Origin of the sequence: Microbacterium galbinum (genome assembly GCF_023091225.1) — a bacterium.
GTDB classification, from domain to species: domain Bacteria; phylum Actinomycetota; class Actinomycetes; order Actinomycetales; family Microbacteriaceae; genus Microbacterium; species Microbacterium galbinum.
The window spans coordinates 203,373-219,282 of the sequence record NZ_JAHWXM010000002.1 but is presented as its reverse complement, the minus strand read 5'-3'; the positions used below and the strand labels follow the sequence as shown (position 1 = coordinate 219,282).

The 15,910-nt window shown below is 69.5% G+C and carries 17 protein-coding genes and 1 tRNA gene; 9 read left to right on the top strand and 9 right to left on the bottom strand.

The features are described 5' to 3' along the window. Positions 1 to 46 precede the first annotated feature (46 nt). Positions 47 to 676 carry a MarR family winged helix-turn-helix transcriptional regulator gene (locus KZC52_RS15120; protein WP_247624967.1) on the top strand — a complete coding sequence of 210 codons (630 nt, stop codon included), beginning with the start codon at positions 47 to 49 and terminating at the stop codon, positions 674 to 676. 45 nt (positions 677 to 721) lie between these two features. Here KZC52_RS15120 and KZC52_RS15115 read toward each other — a convergent pair whose 3' ends face one another. The 3 genes from KZC52_RS15115 to KZC52_RS15105 all read right to left on the bottom strand — a co-directional run bounded on the left by KZC52_RS15115 (position 722) and on the right by KZC52_RS15105 (position 2,678). Next, the gene (locus tag KZC52_RS15115; RefSeq protein ID WP_247624966.1) at positions 722 to 1,072 is read right to left on the bottom strand and encodes a histone-like nucleoid-structuring protein Lsr2; all 351 of its coding nucleotides are present in this window, start codon (positions 1,070 to 1,072) and stop codon (positions 722 to 724) included. A 105-nt stretch (positions 1,073 to 1,177) separates the two neighbouring features. After that, positions 1,178 to 2,035 carry a LuxR C-terminal-related transcriptional regulator gene (locus KZC52_RS15110; RefSeq protein ID WP_247624965.1) on the bottom strand — a complete coding sequence of 286 codons (858 nt, stop codon included), beginning with the start codon at positions 2,033 to 2,035 and terminating at the stop codon, positions 1,178 to 1,180. 118 nt (positions 2,036 to 2,153) lie between these two features. After that, positions 2,154 to 2,678 (bottom strand): methylated-DNA--[protein]-cysteine S-methyltransferase, encoded by a 525-nt coding sequence (locus KZC52_RS15105; RefSeq protein WP_247624964.1) that lies wholly within the window; start codon positions 2,676 to 2,678, stop codon positions 2,154 to 2,156. A gap of 227 nt (positions 2,679 to 2,905) precedes the next feature. Between KZC52_RS15105 and KZC52_RS15100 the strand changes: the two genes are divergently transcribed. Further along, positions 2,906 to 6,574: an AAA family ATPase gene (locus KZC52_RS15100; protein ID WP_247624963.1), complete on the top strand. Its 3,669-nt coding sequence runs from the start codon at positions 2,906 to 2,908 to the stop codon at positions 6,572 to 6,574. 303 nt (positions 6,575 to 6,877) lie between these two features. Here KZC52_RS15100 and mscL read toward each other — a convergent pair whose 3' ends face one another. The 3 genes from mscL to KZC52_RS15085 are packed head-to-tail and all read right to left on the bottom strand — an operon-like array spanning position 6,878 to position 8,211. After that, positions 6,878 to 7,303: a large conductance mechanosensitive channel protein MscL gene (mscL, locus tag KZC52_RS15095; RefSeq protein WP_247624962.1), complete on the bottom strand. Its 426-nt coding sequence runs from the start codon at positions 7,301 to 7,303 to the stop codon at positions 6,878 to 6,880. Positions 7,304 to 7,326: 23 nt separating this feature from the next. Next, the gene (locus tag KZC52_RS15090; RefSeq protein ID WP_247624961.1) at positions 7,327 to 7,599 is read right to left on the bottom strand and encodes an FmdB family zinc ribbon protein; all 273 of its coding nucleotides are present in this window, start codon (positions 7,597 to 7,599) and stop codon (positions 7,327 to 7,329) included. A gap of 15 nt (positions 7,600 to 7,614) precedes the next feature. Continuing rightward, positions 7,615 to 8,211, bottom strand: coding sequence for a 5-formyltetrahydrofolate cyclo-ligase (locus KZC52_RS15085; protein WP_247624960.1), 597 nt, complete (start codon positions 8,209 to 8,211; stop codon positions 7,615 to 7,617). Positions 8,212 to 8,251: 40 nt separating this feature from the next. On the opposite strand from KZC52_RS15085, the gene galU reads away from it, so the two are divergent. The 4 genes from galU to KZC52_RS15065 all read left to right on the top strand — a co-directional run bounded on the left by galU (position 8,252) and on the right by KZC52_RS15065 (position 10,882). After that, positions 8,252 to 9,139, top strand: coding sequence for a UTP--glucose-1-phosphate uridylyltransferase GalU (galU, locus tag KZC52_RS15080; RefSeq protein ID WP_247624959.1), 888 nt, complete (start codon positions 8,252 to 8,254; stop codon positions 9,137 to 9,139). A gap of 44 nt (positions 9,140 to 9,183) precedes the next feature. After that, positions 9,184 to 9,795 carry a GNAT family N-acetyltransferase gene (locus tag KZC52_RS15075; RefSeq protein ID WP_247625270.1) on the top strand — a complete coding sequence of 204 codons (612 nt, stop codon included), beginning with the start codon at positions 9,184 to 9,186 and terminating at the stop codon, positions 9,793 to 9,795. An 85-nt stretch (positions 9,796 to 9,880) separates the two neighbouring features. Beyond that, on the top strand, positions 9,881 to 10,756 hold the full coding sequence (locus KZC52_RS15070) for a hypothetical protein (protein WP_247624958.1): 876 nt from the start codon (positions 9,881 to 9,883) through the stop codon (positions 10,754 to 10,756). Positions 10,757 to 10,806: 50 nt separating this feature from the next. After that, a tRNA-Ala gene (locus KZC52_RS15065) sits at positions 10,807 to 10,882 on the top strand. A gap of 62 nt (positions 10,883 to 10,944) precedes the next feature. Here the strand turns inward: KZC52_RS15065 and KZC52_RS15060 are convergent. Both KZC52_RS15060 and KZC52_RS15055 read right to left on the bottom strand, forming a co-directional pair. Further along, a complete protein-coding gene (locus KZC52_RS15060; RefSeq protein WP_247624957.1) occupies positions 10,945 to 11,859 on the bottom strand; it encodes an arginase family protein in 915 nt (304 codons plus the stop codon). A gap of 1 nt (position 11,860) precedes the next feature. Next, a complete protein-coding gene (locus KZC52_RS15055) occupies positions 11,861 to 13,138 on the bottom strand; it encodes a DUF445 domain-containing protein (protein ID WP_247624956.1) in 1,278 nt (425 codons plus the stop codon). Positions 13,139 to 13,209: 71 nt separating this feature from the next. Between KZC52_RS15055 and KZC52_RS15050 the strand changes: the two genes are divergently transcribed. From KZC52_RS15050 to KZC52_RS15040, 3 genes are read left to right on the top strand one after another with little or no spacing between them, the layout of a single operon-like run. Then, positions 13,210 to 13,491 carry a type II toxin-antitoxin system prevent-host-death family antitoxin gene (locus KZC52_RS15050; protein ID WP_247624955.1) on the top strand — a complete coding sequence of 94 codons (282 nt, stop codon included), beginning with the start codon at positions 13,210 to 13,212 and terminating at the stop codon, positions 13,489 to 13,491. Beyond that, positions 13,488 to 13,901 (top strand): type II toxin-antitoxin system VapC family toxin, encoded by a 414-nt coding sequence (locus KZC52_RS15045; protein WP_247624954.1) that lies wholly within the window; start codon positions 13,488 to 13,490, stop codon positions 13,899 to 13,901. Before KZC52_RS15050 ends, KZC52_RS15045 begins: the two co-directional genes overlap by 4 nt. Before the next feature lie 29 nt (positions 13,902 to 13,930). Next, the gene (locus tag KZC52_RS15040) at positions 13,931 to 14,203 is read left to right on the top strand and encodes a metal-sensitive transcriptional regulator (RefSeq protein ID WP_247624953.1); all 273 of its coding nucleotides are present in this window, start codon (positions 13,931 to 13,933) and stop codon (positions 14,201 to 14,203) included. A 13-nt stretch (positions 14,204 to 14,216) separates the two neighbouring features. On the opposite strand, the gene KZC52_RS15035 is transcribed toward KZC52_RS15040, so the two are convergent. Beyond that, entirely contained in the window at positions 14,217 to 15,764 is a 1,548-nt protein-coding gene (locus KZC52_RS15035) for an amino acid permease (protein ID WP_247624952.1), read from the bottom strand. Positions 15,765 to 15,910 lie beyond the last annotated feature (146 nt).

Genomic DNA, 15,910 nt, shown 5'->3' with positions numbered 1-15,910 from the left:
GAGTAATTAACTTAGCATGAAATAGATCGTTGTGTAACATGATCGCATGGACACTGCACCCGGCACTACCCCGAAGACGGGGGCGCCGGTCGACGGTACGCGAGCGGATGCCGCGGCCGACGGGCTCAGCCACGCCGCGATCTACGACGTCGAGGCGAGCGACCCGCGCAGTGCGCTCGTCGATCGCTCGGGGGTCGCGCCGGAGGACCTGCAGCAGATCGCTCTCGTGATGGGAGCACTCGGCGAGTTGCGCGAGGCCGAGCAGAAGCTGTCGCGCGCCTCGCGTCGCTACATGCAGCTCAACGAGACCGACATGCGTGCCCTGCATTACCTCATCGTGTGCGCCAACCGGCACGCGATCGCGACCCCGGGCGGCATCGCGCAGCACCTGGCGATCTCGACCGCGTCGACCACCAAGCTGCTCGACCGCCTCGAGAAGGGCGGTCACATCGTGCGCTCGCCGCACCCGACCGACCGCCGGGCGCTCGCGATCACGATCACCGAGGAGACCCGCCACGCGGCGATGCAGACCGTGGGGCGTCAGCAGGCGAAGCGGTTCTACGCCGCGGCCAGGCTCACGCGCGAGGAGCGCGCGGTCGTCATTCGCTTCCTCGAGGACATGACGCAGGAGATCGCCCTGCCCGATGAGGCCTGGGTCACCGAGCACGACGAATGAAGGCTCCCCCGGAGGAGAGCCTTCGTTCGTGGTATTCGTGCGCGATCAGTGCGCTTTGTTGTACGCCTCGATGACGGGCGCGGGAATTCGTCCGCGCTCCGAGAGCGAGTATCCGTTGTCATTCGCCCAGGCGCGGATGGCCGCGACCTCGGGGTTGCGCGCAGGTCGCTTACGGGCGGAACCCGAAGAGCTGCGCGGGGAGCTCGCGGAACCCGCACGACGCCCGGCGGAGATGTAGGGCTCGAGGGCTGCGCGGAGTTCCGCGGCGTGCTCCGAGTTCAGGTCGATCTCCCACGCGGTGCCGTTGAGGGAGAAATGAACGGTCTCTCCCTCGCCGATCTCCAGAACGCTGCCGTCGATATCGTCGACCAGTTGATGCACAATTCGTCTCGCCATGCAGTGAACATTACTCGCCGAATCGAATTGCGGCAATCGATTCGACGGCGATTCCTTTTGCATACAGGGGTGAATGCAAATGGAATTCCGGTGTGATTTAGGCGATCACGGCAGGAGCCCCGCCCGCCGGGCCCGAGCGACAGCGGAATGCCGGGTCGATGCGTCGAGCTTCGACATGGCGGTGCCGAGGTATGCCTTTACGGTTCCCTCGCGGAGGCCGAGCTGCGATGCGATCTCGGCATTCGTCGCCCCGAGCGCGGCGCACGAGAGGACATCGGTCTCGCGCGGCGAGAGGCGGACCACGGGTGACGGGCCGGTCGCGGTCATCGTCTGCTCACCCGAGAGGGCGAGCAGACGCCCCTCGACGCGAGCGAGCCGGGCGCGCAGCTCGTCGTCGTCGATCGATGCGGCGATGCTGCGCAGATCGGCGAATGTCTCACGCAACTGCTCCTGCTGACCGGCCGGCAGGGGGGTGGATGCCGGGGCGCCGGCGCGAAGTCGGCGTTCGACCTCCTCGCGGATGCGCAACTCGTCGGCGACCGACTGCGCGACCTGCATGGCCGGGGCGGTGGTGATCCCGCCGATCTGCTCGTCGTCCCAGGCGCCCGCGTAGAGCACGCCGCGGGATCGTCCCGCGACGACGATCGGAACCGCCAGGAGTGTGCGCAGCCCCTCGCCGAGCACGAAGACGTCGTAGTCGTGCGTGATCTGCTGCGAGGACCCGTAGTCGCTGGTCATGCGCGGACGGAGCTCCATCATCGCTCGCCCTCCGAGTCCGCGCTCGGGTCGAACACGCAGGCCGTCGAGACTGCGGGTGCGGTTGCCGACGATCGTCGTCACGTGCACGACACCGTCATCGAGGAGGCCGCCGAAGGCGACCGGGAACCGCGTGCGGCGGGCGAGTTCCCGCACGGCGCGGGCGACGAGCTCGGTGTCGGATTCGGTTCCGGTCGGAGTGCTCACGGCCACCTGCCTTCCGCGCGACGGCGCCGTTCCCGTCACGCGGTGAGATTACCACCGGCGCCCCTCCGGCGCGGATCCCGACGGCCTACTCGGCAGGACCCGCGCCGATCCTGTGGCGCTAAACGCTCCGCCCGCCCGATTCGAGGTCGAGGAGGAACCGCTTGCGCTCGGGGTGCGCCCCGTAGTGACCGGGAGAGCCGTCGGAGCGGATGACGCGGTGCACGGGCACGATGATCGAGAACGGGGTGATGCGGCAGGCCGATCCCACGGCGCGGGCCGCGCCCGGGCGGCCGGCGAGGACGGCGACCTCTCCGTAGCTCAGGGTCTCGCCCCACTCGATCGTTCCGATCGCCTCGAGGGCGCGTCGAGGGAAGCCGTCGACGAGGCGCCAGTCGAGAGAGAGGTGCTCGTTGAACCGGATCGGAGCGCCGTCGAAGTAGCGGTCGAGGAGGTCGGCCAGCTCATCGGCCGCACCCGGGTCGGGCTCCGGCACCGCCCGCAGCTCCTGGGCGACGTTCTCGAGGAGCCACGGGACCGACGGGTCTTCCGACTCGGACAGATCGAAGCGCACGATGCCCTCGTCGGAGAACACCGCGAGCGCATCGCCGAAGGGCGTGGGGGCGAAGTCGTAGCGGAAGGTCATGCGTCCATCCTGACGCCCGGCGACCGCCTGCCGTGAGGGGAGGCCCACGGACGGGGGAGAGTCGCTCTCGACGGGTGGCGGTGCAGAAGGAGTTCGCCACGGCATCCGTGACCGGAATTCCGCGAAACCCGCCCGGGATACCGGGCCTCGCGCCCGGCGCGCTTAGTGTGTGAGTTGTGTGGCGACGGGAAGGCAAGACGGTAGAAGACGCGGGAGCAGCGCTCGCCGTGACCCTCAGCGACCTCCGGTCCTCGTCGACCGGCGTCATCGTGACCCACGCCGCCGAGGGCGAGCGCTCGCGACTGCGTAGTGAAGCCGCCGATCTGGGCGGCCCCTCGCCGCTGACCAGCTTCCGCGACGGGGCCGAGTCCGGTATCGACATCTCCAAGGCGCATCCCGGCAGCCTCCCGCAGTTCATCACCGGAAAATCGACGCTGCTGTCGAACCTCTTCCGCGACGAGGTCGGTCTGCGCACCGCGCGACTCGCCGCCGAGCGGATCACCGCGAAGAACACCGAGCTGCGCACCGTGCGCGGCATCGAGGCCGTGCACCTCGCCGTCGGCGTCGCCCGCTGGCGGATCGGGGGAGCGTTCTTCGCCGCCCCCGTGCTGCTGCGCCCGCTCGCGATCCGCCGCCACCACTCCGACTACGAGCTGAAGCTGCAGGGGGCGTTCGAGGTCAATCCCGAACTCGTCCGCATCGCCCGCGAGCACTTCGGCATCTCGATCGACGCGTCGACCCTGGCATCCCTCGCCTACGACGGCGGCATCTTCAAGCCTCAGCCGGTCATCGACAGCCTGCGTGCGATCACCCGGACGATCGACACCTTCTCGGTCGAACCGCGCCTGGTCGTGTCGACCTTCGCCGACGTCGCGGGCTCCATGTCGCGCGACACCCGCACGCTCGACCACCAGGTGCTCAACGCCCTCGCCGGTCACGTCGGCGACCGCGAGCGGGTCAGGGCCCCGCGGGCCACGCCGCACTTCACCGGGCCGGACGACCGCGCGCCGGCATCCGACACCCTGTTGCTCGATGCGGATGCCGAGCAGGAGGCCGTGCTCTCGCGCATCGCCGCCGGCCACTCGCTGACCGTCGCGACGCTGCCCGGCACCGGCGGCACGCAGACCGTGATCAACGCGCTGGGCGAGCTCGTCCGGGCGGGGAAGCGCGTGCTCGTCGTCTCGGCCCGCCGCTCCACGCTCGACGGAGTCCGCCACCGCCTGGCCGGGATCGGTCTCGACAGCCTCGCGATCTCGCCGGTGAGCGTGCGTCGTGATCTCGTGCGCGCCATCGGTCGCAACGAGAAGGCGAGCGCTCCCAAGGTCGGAGAGGTCGACGACGCGCTGGTGCGCCTGCGCACCGTGCTCCGCGACTACCGTCACGCGCTCACGTCTCCCGTGCCCGGGATGGATGCCTCCGTGCTCGAGGCGACCCGTCACCTCACCCGACTCGCCTCACTGCCCACCCCGCCGTCGACCACGGCGCGACTCAGCAACGAGTCCCTGCGGCGTCTCGCCGGCGATCGCGGGCCGGCCGCCGCCGCCCTCGCGCAGGCCGCGCGTCTCGGCGAGTTCCGCTTCGGCCCCGACGATTCGCCCTGGTACGGCGTCACCTTCGCCACGACCGAGGCCGCACGCGCCGCGCACGAGCTGGCGGGCCGCCTGCACTCCGACAGCGTTCCGGCGCTGCTCGAGCGGGGCTACGAACTCATCGCCCAGACCCACATGCGCCCGTTCTCGACCATCGACGAGCTCGGCGACTACCTGCGACTGCTCGAGGGCATCCGCGACTCGCTCGACCGCTTCAGCCCGACCGTGTTCGAGCGCCCGCTGGGCGAGCTGATCCAGGCGCACGGGTCCCGCCGCGATGCACCGGGGATGTCGTCGGCGAACCGTCGGCGGTTGCGCCGTCTGGCGAAGGAGTACGTGCGTCCCGGTGTGCACGTCACCGAGATGCACGAGGCGCTGCTGCGTATCCAGACCCAGCGCACGCAGTGGCAGCGCTGCGTCGATGCGGGCGTCGCCCCCGAGATCCCCCTGGGTCTCGGCGAGGTCGCGGCCGCGTGGCAGCGCGTCGAGGCCGAACTCGCCGAACTCGACGCGGCCCTCGGCCGACGTGAACCGCTGGCGACGCTGCCCGTGGCGCGCCTGGTGCGCACGCTCGCGGGTCTCGCGGCGAAGTCCGACGTCTTCGAGAACCTCGTCGAGCGCGCGGAGCTGCGCGACGAACTCGCCCTCCTCGGGCTCGAGCCCCTGCTCACCGACCTCTCGGTGCGTCACGTCTCCGAGTCGCGCGTGGGCGACGAGCTCGAGTTCGCGTGGTGGCAGTCTCTCCTCGAGCGCGCCCTCCAGGACAACCGCGCCCTCCTCGGCGCGAACACCGCGGTCGTCGATCGGCTCGAGCGGGACTTCCGTCTCGTCGACGAGGCGCACGCCGCGATGGCCGGCCCGTTGCTGGCCTGGCAGCTCGCCAACCAGTGGAAGATCGCGATCGTCGATGAGCCGCAGGAGTCCGCGAACCTGCGTCGTGCCCTGACGCAGAGCACGACGACGTCCGCCGAGGTGGTGAGCGCCGCCCCGACGCTCGTCTCCACGCTCGCGCCGGTCTGGATCTCCTCGCCCTACCTCGTGCCCGAGATCCCGGACTCCGTCGAGTTCGACGCCGTTCTCCTGGTGGATGCCGCGGCGATCAACCTCGCCGAGGCTGCGCCCGCGATCCGTCGTGCGCGGCAGGTCGTCGCGTTCGGCGACCCGGTGACCCAGCGTCCGTCGCCGTTCCAGATCGCCGTCGACCCCGATGATCTCTGGGAGCCCGAGGTCGAGTTCGACGAGACCTCGGTGTTCGAACGTCTCTCGGAGCTGCTTCCGGTGATGACGCTCACGCGCAGCTACCGCGCCGGGGGAGAAGACCTCGCCGAGCTCATCAACGACGCCTTCTACGGCGGCGAGATCGTGTCGCTGCCCTGGGCCGGGTCGTATCTCGGCCGGGGAAGCCTCACGGTCGACTACGTCGAGGGAGGCACGGGCACGCCCGACCCGATCTCGGGTGCGGTCGAGAGCCCCGACGCCGAGGTCGCCCGCGTGGTGACGCTCGTGGTCGAGCATGCCGTGCACCGCCCGTCCGAGTCGCTCATGGTCGTGACCGCGAGCGCCCGTCATGCCGAGCGCGTGCGCGCCGCGGTCACGGCAGCCTTCGCCGGACGCTCCGACGTCGCCGACTTCGTGGGGCGCGATACCGCAGAACCCTTCGCCGTTCTCACCCTCGAGCAGTCCGTCGCCGAGAGCCGCGACCGGGTGATCTTCTCGCTCGGCTTCGGTCTGACCAAGCACGGCCGAGTGCTCAGCGACTTCGGCGATCTCTCGACGCCCGACGGCGAGCGGCTGCTCACGGTCGGTATGACCCGCGCGCGCCGTTCCATGGTGATCGTGTCGTCGATCCGTCCGTCGTCCTTCGACGATGGACGCCTCGAGCACGGTGCAGCGACGCTCATGTCGATCCTCGGCGGCCTGGCCGCCCGTGCCCGCGACGCGCGTCTCGAAGACCTCGCCGACCCGTTGACCCTCGCGCTCGCCCGCGAGCTGCGCCGGCTCGGAGCATCCGTCGACGTGGACTACCGTGGTCTGCTGCCGCTGGTCGCGCAGCACGGCGGCAAGGCCGTCGTGATCGAGTGCGATCCGGAATCGCGCGGCGACTCGCTGCGCGAGACCCTGCGTCTGCGCCCGCACGTGCTGCGCCGACTCGGCTGGCACTACGTGCGCGTGCACGCGTTCGACCTCTACAGCGACCCGGCCACGGCGGCGACGCGGATCGCCTCGGTGCTCGGCATCTCGCCGTCGACCGCGCGTGCCGAGAACGACACGCAGCCGCTCGACCTCGATGACGGCGCGAACGGCTGACCGAGCGGATGCCTGAGGATGCCTCTCCGGGGGAGCCCGCATCGGATGCTCCGCGGCAGCGGGTCGAGCGCGTGCCGGGTTCCCGCCGCGCACGCCTGACGCCGGTGGAGGGAAGCGATCCCGACCCCGAGAGCGGTCCCGAATCGGTCGCGAAAGACCGGAAGCGGCGCCCGGACGGCCCCGCGGGTCCCAACGACGACCGCATGATGCAGGACGTCCCGCCCCACTACTGAGCGTCGTGGTGACGCTGCGGAGCGGAACGGGACGTCCGGTGCGGTTGCCTGCGCAGAGAGGGTGTGCCCGTCAGTCGCGGGCGTTGCTCTTCGCGAGCAGGTCGCGGATCTCGACGAGCAGCTCGGCCTCGGTCGCGGCGGCCGGCTCCTCTTCGGGCTGCTCGGCGGACGTTCCCTTGCGGGCCTCGACGTGGGCCTTGAAGGTGTTCATCGGCAGCACGAACACGAAGTACACGACGAGGGCGACCGCGAGGAAGCTGATGACGGCCGAGATCAGGTCGCCGAGCGGGAACGTGACCGTGTCGCCGTAGATGTTGGTGACCTGCGGGCCGAAGCCGCCCATCGCGTCGGCCTTGAAGAAGAGGGCGACGAGCGGGTTGATGACACTGGCGACCACGGCGTTGACGATCGCGGTGAACGCCGTGCCGATGACGACGGCGACCGCGAGGTCGATGACGTTGCCGCGGAGGATGAAGTCCTTGAATCCTTTGAGCATGCGAACCTCCGAGTGGTGGGGAATCAGGATGAGGTCGGGCTCGACGTCGGCGCGGGGGCGCTCGTGGTCGTCGACTCCTTCTTCGATGATGTCGAAGCATCCGATGATCCGCCACTCTTCGCCCGCGAGTCCGTGCGATAGAAGCCGGAGCCGTTGAAGGTCACGCCGATCGACCCGTACTGCTTGCGCAGGGTGCCGCCGCACTCGGGGCAGACGGTGAGCGACGCGTCGGCGAAGCTCTGCACGGCGTCGAAGCGGTGGCCGCACGACGTGCAGGCATAGGCGTAGGTGGGCATGGTGTCCTCGGAGGGTCAGCGTCGCGTCTGCGACAGGGAGAGGGTCTGCGTCGGCGTCACGATGCCGTCGACCGGCTGGTCGTGCACCTCGCGAGGCAGGGAGTCGAGTATCTCGGAATCATAGATGACCGCGTACACGGGAGGGCACTTCTCCATCGACCCGATGGTCTTGTCGAAATAGCCGCGGCCCCAGCCCATGCGCATGCCCGAACGGTCGACCGCGGCGGCGGGCACGATCATCAGATCGACGTCGTTCACCGCGATGGGGCCGAGCACCTCGCCGGTCGGTTCGGGCAGGCCGAAGAGTCCCTCGGCGACATCGTCGTCGTCGTTCGCGACGGCCCAGTCGAGCAGTCCGTCGGCGCGGGTGACGGGGAGCAATACGCGGATGCCGCGGCGCACCGCCCGCGTGACGAACTCACGGGTGCCCGGCTCGGCGGTCGCCGAGAGGTAGCAGGAGATCGACTGGGCGCCGAGGCTCTCGACGAGTTCGTCGAGGCGTGCGCCGATCGAGGAGGCGGCGGCGTCGCGTTGCGCATCGGAGAGGAGCGCCCGGCGTTCGCGGAGCTCGGCGCGCAGTGCGCGCTTGGCGTGCTCGACCTCGTTCGACATGGCTCAGAGTCTACGCGGCGCCCACCGGTAGGCTGTCGGGATGGGTACACAGAAGTTCAAGGCGGTCATTCCTGCGGCAGGTCTGGGGACGCGCTTCCTGCCGGCGACGAAGGCGATGCCGAAGGAGATGCTGCCGGTCGTCGACAAGCCGGCCATCCAGTACGTGGTCGAAGAGGCGGCGGATGCCGGGATCGACGACATCCTCGTCATCATCGGACGCAACAAGAACGCGATCTCCAACCACTTCGACTCGGTGCCCGAGCTCGAGGTCAAGCTCATGGAGAAGGGCGACCACGGTCGCCTGGAGCGCGTCGTGCGCTCGAGCGACCTCGCCGACATCCACTTCGTGCGCCAGGGCGAGCCGAAGGGACTCGGCCATGCCGTGCTGCGTGCCCGCGCGCACGTCGGCGACAGCTCCTTCGCCGTGCTCCTGGGCGATGATCTCATCGACGAGCGCGATCCGCTGCTCACCGAGATGCTGGCCGAGCACGAGCGCTCCGGCGCCGCCGTGATCGCCCTCATGGAGGTCGATCCCGCGAACATCCACATGTACGGCACGGCGGCCGTCGAGGACATCGAGGGTTCGGATGCCGTGCGCGTCACCGGACTCGTCGAGAAGCCCGCGCGCGAGGACGCCCCGTCGAACCTCGCCGTCATCGGGCGCTACGTGCTGCCCGCGTCGATCTTCGACATCCTCGAGCACACCGAACCCGGCAAGGGCGGGGAGATCCAGCTGACCGATGCGCTGCAGGAGATGGCGGCCGACCCGTCGGGCCCCGGAGTGGTCGGCGTGATCTTCGGCGGTCGGCGGTACGACACCGGTGACCGGGTCGAGTACATCAAGGCGATCGTGCAGCTGGCCTCCGACCGCGACGACCTCGGCGGCGAGCTGCGCCCGTGGTTGAAGGAGTTCGCCGAGCGCCTCTAGGCCTCCGGCGGGTCGAGCGCGAGATGATGGATCTCATGGCGGGCATGCGACACGGATCGATCGAGCTGCGCCTCGTGCGCACGAAGGATGCCCGCGTGCTCCAGCAGGAGCTGCTCGCGAACCGGTCCTGGTTGCAGCCGTGGGAGGCCACGGTTCCCTACGGCTCGGTGTCGTTCGACATGCGCCTGAGCATCCGTCGTCTGCTCCAGCAGTACCGCGACGGCGCCGGATACCCGTTCGTCATGGAGTACGACGGCGAGGTCGCCGGTCAGTTGAACGTGTGGGGAGTCTCACGCGGGTCGCTCTGCTCGGCGACGATCGGGTACTGGGTCAGCGAGAAGTTCGCGGGCAAGGGCATCACCCCCACCGCGGTCGCGCTCGCGACGGATGCGTGCTTCGTCGAGTACGGCCTGCACCGCATGGAGATCTGCATCCGCCCCGAGAACGCGGCGAGCCTGCGGGTGGTGCAGAAGCTCGGTTTCCGTTACGAGGGACTGCGTCGTCGGTACATCCACATCGACGGCGATTGGCGCGACCACTACGCGTTCGCGCTGACGAAGGAGGACGTGCCGCAGGGGGTGCTGGCGCGCTGGTTGAGCGGTCAGGTTCCTCCGGATGCCGCGACGATCCCTCCGTCGGACCGGCTCTCCGTCTGACGACACGCCGTCGGAAGCATCCGTCTGGTCGCGACACGCGCCCGGCTGGGGGCCGAGCGACCTTCGTACCCTTACCGTTATCGATATGGACGGGCCGGTGCTGAGCGGGGGAGTGATCGTGCTCGTCGCCGTGCTCCTGTGGATGCTCTATCTGCTGCCCTCGTGGCGCGGCCGTTTCCAGTACAACGCCGCCGAGCGCAACGCCGTGCGCCTGAACCAGGCGCTGCGCATCCTCGCCGAGACGAGCGAGACCCCCGAAGAGGTGCGCGTCGAGCTGAGCGCTCGCACCGCGCTGGCGCAGCAGAAGCTCGCCAAACGCGTGCAGTCCGAGCGCGAGTCCGCGGAGCTCGAGGCGCTGCGTGCCGAACTCGCGGCGACGCGGGCCGATCCGGTGATCCGTCAGGCGCGTGCGCGTCGTCGGGTGCGGATGCTGTCGACCGTCGCCGCGCTCGTCGGAGTGGTGCTCGCGGGACTCGGCGTGTGGCAACTGCTCGCGACCGGAGCGTCGACCCTGCTGTGGGTCGGCGGGGCTCTGGCCCTGCTCGGCGCGATCGCGCTGCAGCGGATGGCCGCTGTCGCTGGTCGAGTCGCCCGTGCGAGTCATGTGGTCGCCGAGGCGCCGCGAGAGCGCGTCGCGCCCGAGATCCACGACCAGGGTCGTGCGACGTGGACCCCGCGTCCGCTGCCCGAGCCGCTTGTCGCGGTCGCCGGGTCGCGCGCGCAGACCGCCCGCGCCGAGATCGACGCGCAGGAGCAGCTCCGCAAGGCCGCACGGCTTGCGGAACTCCGCGCCCGCGCCGAGCAGATCGCCGCCGAGCAGGCTCCGGCGCCCGTGCGGATTCCCGCCCCGCGTACCGCTCCTGCTGCCGAGGCTTCGCCCTACGCGAAGATGGGCTTCGTCGACGACGCCGAGATCGAGGCGCACGTGCGCGACATGCTCGCCCGTCGCGCGGCAGGGTGATCGCGGCGTCCGAGGTGGGGTCGACGTCGTGATAATGTTGATCTCCGTAAGGGCCTATGGCGCAGTTGGTAGCGCGCCTCGTTCGCATCGAGGAGGTCAGGGGTTCGAATCCCCTTAGGTCCACCACCACGAAAACCCCCGGGCAGCCGCCCGGGGGTTTCTGCTTTCCCGACGGGTGGCTGAAGGACTCAGCGCAAGGCGAGCCCGGCGAGCAGCTCCAGCACGCAGAGGGCTGCGAGGCGCACGGTGCGGGCGTCGTCGGCATCCGCTGTGGCGTCGACCTCGGCGAGGTCGGCGCTGACGACGCGCGGGTCGGCGGCGACGGCGCGGGTGAGGGCGCGCAGCTCCCACGCCTGCAGGCCACCGGGCACGCTCGCGGGGCAACCGGGGGCGACCGAGCGGTCGCAGACGTCGACGTCGATGTCGAGGTGGACGCGGGCATCTGATCCGGCACCGGCGATCTCGAGGGCTTCGTTCACGACGTCGTCGACACCGCGGCGGCGCACCTCATCGAGCGTGATCACCCGGATGCCCCAGTCCGCCGCCCGGCGGGCGTAGGCGACCGAGTTCGCGAAGTCGGCGATGCCGATCTGCACGATGCGCGTCGGGTCGATGCGGGCGGTGTCGAGCGTCGAGAGCACGGGGACGTCTTCGACGAGCCGGCGCACCGGGGTTCCGTTCGAGACGCCGTCGCGCAGGTCGAAGTGCGCGTCGAAGGTGATCAAACCGGTCGCCTGGGCGCCCAGCGCCACGGGGTAGGTGAGGGAGTTGTCGCCGCCGAGCGCGATGACGAACGACTCCGAGAGTTCCCGCACCCGCGCGATGACGGATGCCTCGCCCTCGTCGCCGTCGGGCTCGTGCACGTCGCCGGCATCCGCGATGCGCAGCACCTCGTTCAGGTCGATCGCCGGCGGGCCCATCAGCGCGGTGCCGTAGCGGGGGAGTGCGTCGCGGATCGCGGCCGGAGTCGCCCCGGCACCCGTGGGTGAGAGCGACGTGCGCCAGGCCGGGACACCCAGCAGCACGGCCTCCGCGTCGTCGACGGCGTCGGGAGAGGGCCAGGATCCGGCGCGCGGCCAGAGCGGATCGTGCGAGAGGGCCATGTCAGACTCCGGGGATCAGGGCGTGGGCGATCGAGAAGATGGCGAGGCCGGCGAGAGCACCGACGAACGTGCCGTTCAGGCGGATGTACTGCAGGTCGCGGCCGACCATGAGCTCGATCTTCTCGGTCGTCTCGGCCGGGTCCCAGCGTTCGACGGTGTCGGTGATGATCGAGGCGATGTCGTGGCGGTAGCGGTCGACGAGGAAGACCGCCGCATCCGATACCCAGGTGTCGACGCGGCGCTGCAGCGCGGCATCCGTCGTCAGACGCTCGCCCACCTCCTCGAGCGCCTGCACGGCCCGGCGGCGCAGCCCGCTCTCGGGGTCGGCCAGGGCCGTGAGCAGGCCGTTCTTCGCGGTGTTCCACGCCTCGGCGGCGAGGGCGCCGACGCGGGGGCTGTCGAACAGCGACGCCTTCGCGTTCTCGAGCTTCGCGCGGGTGGTCGGGTCGTTCTGCAGACTGTCGGCGAGGCGGCCGAGGTAGCCGTCGATCGCCAGGCGGGCCGGATGCCGGGGATCGGCCTGCACCGCCTGCACGAACTTCACGGCCTCGTTGTAGACGGTGTCGTCGACGAAGCGGTGCGCGAGCCGCGGCACCCATGAAGGCAGGCGCCGGGAGACGAGGCCGGAGAACGACTCGGCGTTCGCCTCGAGCCAGCGCCCGATGCTGTCGGCGGCGAGGTCGACCGCGCCGTGATGGGCGTCGGCCTCGACGATCTTCTCGAGCCAGGCGCCCGCGGGCGGGCCCCACTCGGGGGAGACGAGGTGCTCGCGCGCGAGGTCGGAGATGAGATCGCGCACGTCGTCGTCGCTGAGCCCGTTGAGGATCGCGGTGGCGATCGTCGCGCCCTCGGCGCCGACCCGCTCGGCGTGCGGCGTCTCGCGCAGCCACTCGCCGGCACGCTGCGCGATGGCGGTGGACGACAGCTTCGTGCGCACGACGCTCGCCTCGAGGAAGTTCGTCTCGACGAACTCGCCCAGGCTGCGGCCGATCTCGTCCTTGCGGCTCGGGATGATCGCGGTGTGCGGGATGGGTAGGGCCAGCGGGCGGCGGAAGAGCGCCGTCACCGCGAACCAGTCGGCGAGGGCACCCACCATTCCGCCCTCTGCCGCGGCGCGCACGTACCCGAGCCAGCTCATCCGCTCCTGGAACGCGAAGGCGAACACGAACACGACGGCCATGAAGATCAGCGCCCCCAGGGCGACCGCCTTCATACGGCGCAGCGCGCGGAGACGGACCTGATCGGCGGGCGAGAGCATCGCCATCGGTGTGCGCGGCATGAAGGCATCCTTTCACGCCGTGTCTGTGTAGTACCCTCACTACATCAGAAACGAGGTGCATCGTGTTCCGTATGTCCGCTCGAGATTTCAATCAATCCGTCGCGCGTGCGCAGCGCATCGCCGACGAGGAGCCGGTGCTCGTGACCCGCCGAGGCGAGCCGGCCTACGTGCTGCTGAACATCGACGAGTACGAGCGGCTGCGGTCTGAGTCGCCCGCAGGCGACGATCGGTCGCTGCTCGATGTGATCGCGCCCGTGCTGACGAGCGCGGATCCCGACGACGTCTTCGGCCGCATCATGGACGACCTCGCGTCGGAACGAGCGCGCGACCTCGAGCGGGAGGTCGACCTGTGACGGGGTTCCTGCTCGACACGAACGTGGTCTCGGAGACCCGTCGACCGCGGCCCGATGCCGGTGTCGTGCGCTGGTTCGAGGCGACGCCGCGGCGATCCCTGCGGATCAGCGTGGTCACCGAGCTCGAACTCCGACGCGGCATCCTTCTCGTGCAGCGTCGTGATGCCGTCGCCGCAGCATCACTCGACCGATGGTTCCGATCCGTGCTGCAGGGCCTCGCCATTCCCGCGCTCGAGGTGACCGGTGCGGTCGCGCAGCTGGTGGCGGCGATCCAGGTGCCCGATCGTCGTCCCCTCGGTGATGCGTTGATCGCCGCGACCGCTCTTCACCACGGGCTCACGCTGGTGACCCGCAACGTGAAGGACTTCGACGTTCCCGGGCTCCCGGTGGTCGATCCCTTCGACGGATGAGTGACTCATGAGCGGGGTAACCTCGATGCGTGATCGAAGACATCAAGAAGCGCGCCCTGCACCGCACCGCCATCCTCGAGGGGCAGCTCCGCGGGGTCGCTCGGATGATCGAGAGCGAGGACTACTGCATGGACATCATCACGCAGTCCCGCGCGATCCAGAAGTCGCTCGAGTCCCTCAACCGGCTGCTGCTCGAGAACCATCTGCGCACCCACGTGACGCACATGTTCGAGGCGGGCGGGGAGGAGCGCGACCAGGCCGTCGCCGAGCTGCTCAAGGCGTTCGACTTCGATTCGAAGTAGCGCTCCTCGCCTCTCACGCCTTCTCGTCGAAGACCTCGCCCTCCATCGCGTCGTAGCCCTCGGCCTGCGGGTCTCCGTGCGAGCCGCCCGAGAGCGCGTACTCCTCTTCGGGGGAGAGCACGAGGCGGTGGCGGAAGAAGAGCCCGAATCCGAGCAGGATGATCGCGTACACGATCGCGATCGCGATGATGGCCGGGCCGAACGTCGGGTTGAGCAGGAAGCCGACGAAGATGAGCGCCGCGATGACGAGCGCGATGACGGCGCCGGGGATGCCCCAGGGGCTGACGTACGGACGATCGACGTTCGGGAACTTCTTGCGCAGGATGATGAACGACACGAGCTGCAGCCCGTAGGCGACGACCGCGCCCCAGACCGCGATGTTCAGCACGATCGCCCCGGCCACCGTTCCCGCACCCTCGGAGTCGACCGCGGTGAGCACGTCGAGCACGATCAGGGCGACGAAGCCGATCGCGGCGCCGACCGTGAGAGCGACCCACGGTGTCTGGCGCTTGCCCGTCAGTGAGAGGAAGCGCGGGTAGTACCCGGCGCGCGACAGCGAGTACATGTTGCGGCCGTAGGCGAACATGATGCCCTGCAGCGAGGCGAGCAGGCCGATCAGGGCGAACAGCGCGAGCACGGCGGCGAGCTGGTCTCCCACGATCGCGCGGAAGCCGTCGAGCAGGGGCTCTCCCGCGGTTCCGGTCGCCTCGGCACCGATCACGCCGGTGTTGAGGAACAGCACCAGGAGTCCGGTGACGATGAGGGTGCCGCGCGCCCAGAACCCGGCCTTCGGGATGTCGCGGGTGGGGTTGTGCGATTCCTCGGCCGCGAGCGGCAGCTCTTCGATGCCGAGGAAGAACCACATCGCGAACGGGAGGGCGAACAGGATCGGCAGGACGCCGTGGGGGAGGAAGGTCGACTGGCCCTCGTCGGGGACGATGTCCCACAGGGCATCCCACGAGAACGCACCGGAGAACAGCGCAATGAGCGAGAAGACGAGGATGATGCCGATCGAGATCACGGAGACGACGATCGCGAAGCGGAACGAGATGGCCGCTCCCGCGGAGTTCAGCGCGATGAAGACGACGTAGAGGATGAGGTACCAGACCCATCCGGGGAGTTCGAGACCGAGCAGTTCGCTCGTGATCCCATTGGCATACGACGCCGAGAAGTAGACGATCACCGCCGTGGTCGCGACGTACTCGATCGTCTCGGCGGCTCCGGTGACCAGGCCGCCCCACGGCCCCATGGCCGAGCGGGCGAAGGAGTAGGCGCCACCGGTGTGCGGCATCGCAGCCGCCATCTCGCCGATGGCGAAGATCATGCCGTAGTACATCGCCACGAGGATGACGAAGGCGATGAGCATCCCGCCGAACCCCGCGAAGTCGATACCGAAGTTCCATCCCGAGAAGTCTCCCGAGATGACAGCGGCGACCGCGAGTCCCCACAGGCCCCAGACGCCGGCCGACCTCTTCAGTGTGCGTTTCTCGAAGTACTCGCTCCCGGCACGTGTATAGGTCGCTCCAGCGACCTTGCGGGATTCATTGCTCTGCCCAGACATACGTTCTCCGCTCACTCGCATGCAGGCGCCGGGTGCACCTTGCGGATGATTGTGGCAGTCAATGGTGGTTTCGTCTACCTTTAAACGTCGAGGTGATCTACTCTGAGGGCGAAGCCGGTCGGCCGATCGCTTCACCGCAGGAGAAC

Excerpts from the sequence above, each read along its gene's own strand:
- KZC52_RS15120 (WP_247624967.1), top strand. The coding sequence starts at position 47 with ATGGACACTGCACCCGGCACTACCCCGAAGACGGGGGCGCCGGTCGAC.
- KZC52_RS15115 (WP_247624966.1), bottom strand. The coding sequence starts at position 1,072 with ATGGCGAGACGAATTGTGCATCAACTGGTCGACGATATCGACGGCAGC.
- KZC52_RS15105 (WP_247624964.1), bottom strand. The coding sequence starts at position 2,678 with ATGACCTTCCGCTACGACTTCGCCCCCACGCCCTTCGGCGATGCGCTC.
- mscL (WP_247624962.1), bottom strand. The coding sequence starts at position 7,303 with ATGCTCAAAGGATTCAAGGACTTCATCCTCCGCGGCAACGTCATCGAC.
- KZC52_RS15090 (WP_247624961.1), bottom strand. The coding sequence starts at position 7,599 with ATGCCCACCTACGCCTATGCCTGCACGTCGTGCGGCCACCGCTTCGAC.
- KZC52_RS15085 (WP_247624960.1), bottom strand. The coding sequence starts at position 8,211 with ATGTCGAACGAGGTCGAGCACGCCAAGCGCGCACTGCGCGCCGAGCTC.
- galU (WP_247624959.1), top strand. The coding sequence starts at position 8,252 with ATGGGTACACAGAAGTTCAAGGCGGTCATTCCTGCGGCAGGTCTGGGG.
- KZC52_RS15075 (WP_247625270.1), top strand. The coding sequence starts at position 9,184 with ATGCGACACGGATCGATCGAGCTGCGCCTCGTGCGCACGAAGGATGCC.
- KZC52_RS15070 (WP_247624958.1), top strand. The coding sequence starts at position 9,881 with ATGGACGGGCCGGTGCTGAGCGGGGGAGTGATCGTGCTCGTCGCCGTG.
- KZC52_RS15060 (WP_247624957.1), bottom strand. The coding sequence starts at position 11,859 with ATGGCCCTCTCGCACGATCCGCTCTGGCCGCGCGCCGGATCCTGGCCC.
- KZC52_RS15055 (WP_247624956.1), bottom strand. The coding sequence starts at position 13,138 with ATGCCGCGCACACCGATGGCGATGCTCTCGCCCGCCGATCAGGTCCGT.
- KZC52_RS15050 (WP_247624955.1), top strand. The coding sequence starts at position 13,210 with ATGTCCGCTCGAGATTTCAATCAATCCGTCGCGCGTGCGCAGCGCATC.
- KZC52_RS15035 (WP_247624952.1), bottom strand. The coding sequence starts at position 15,764 with ATGTCTGGGCAGAGCAATGAATCCCGCAAGGTCGCTGGAGCGACCTAT.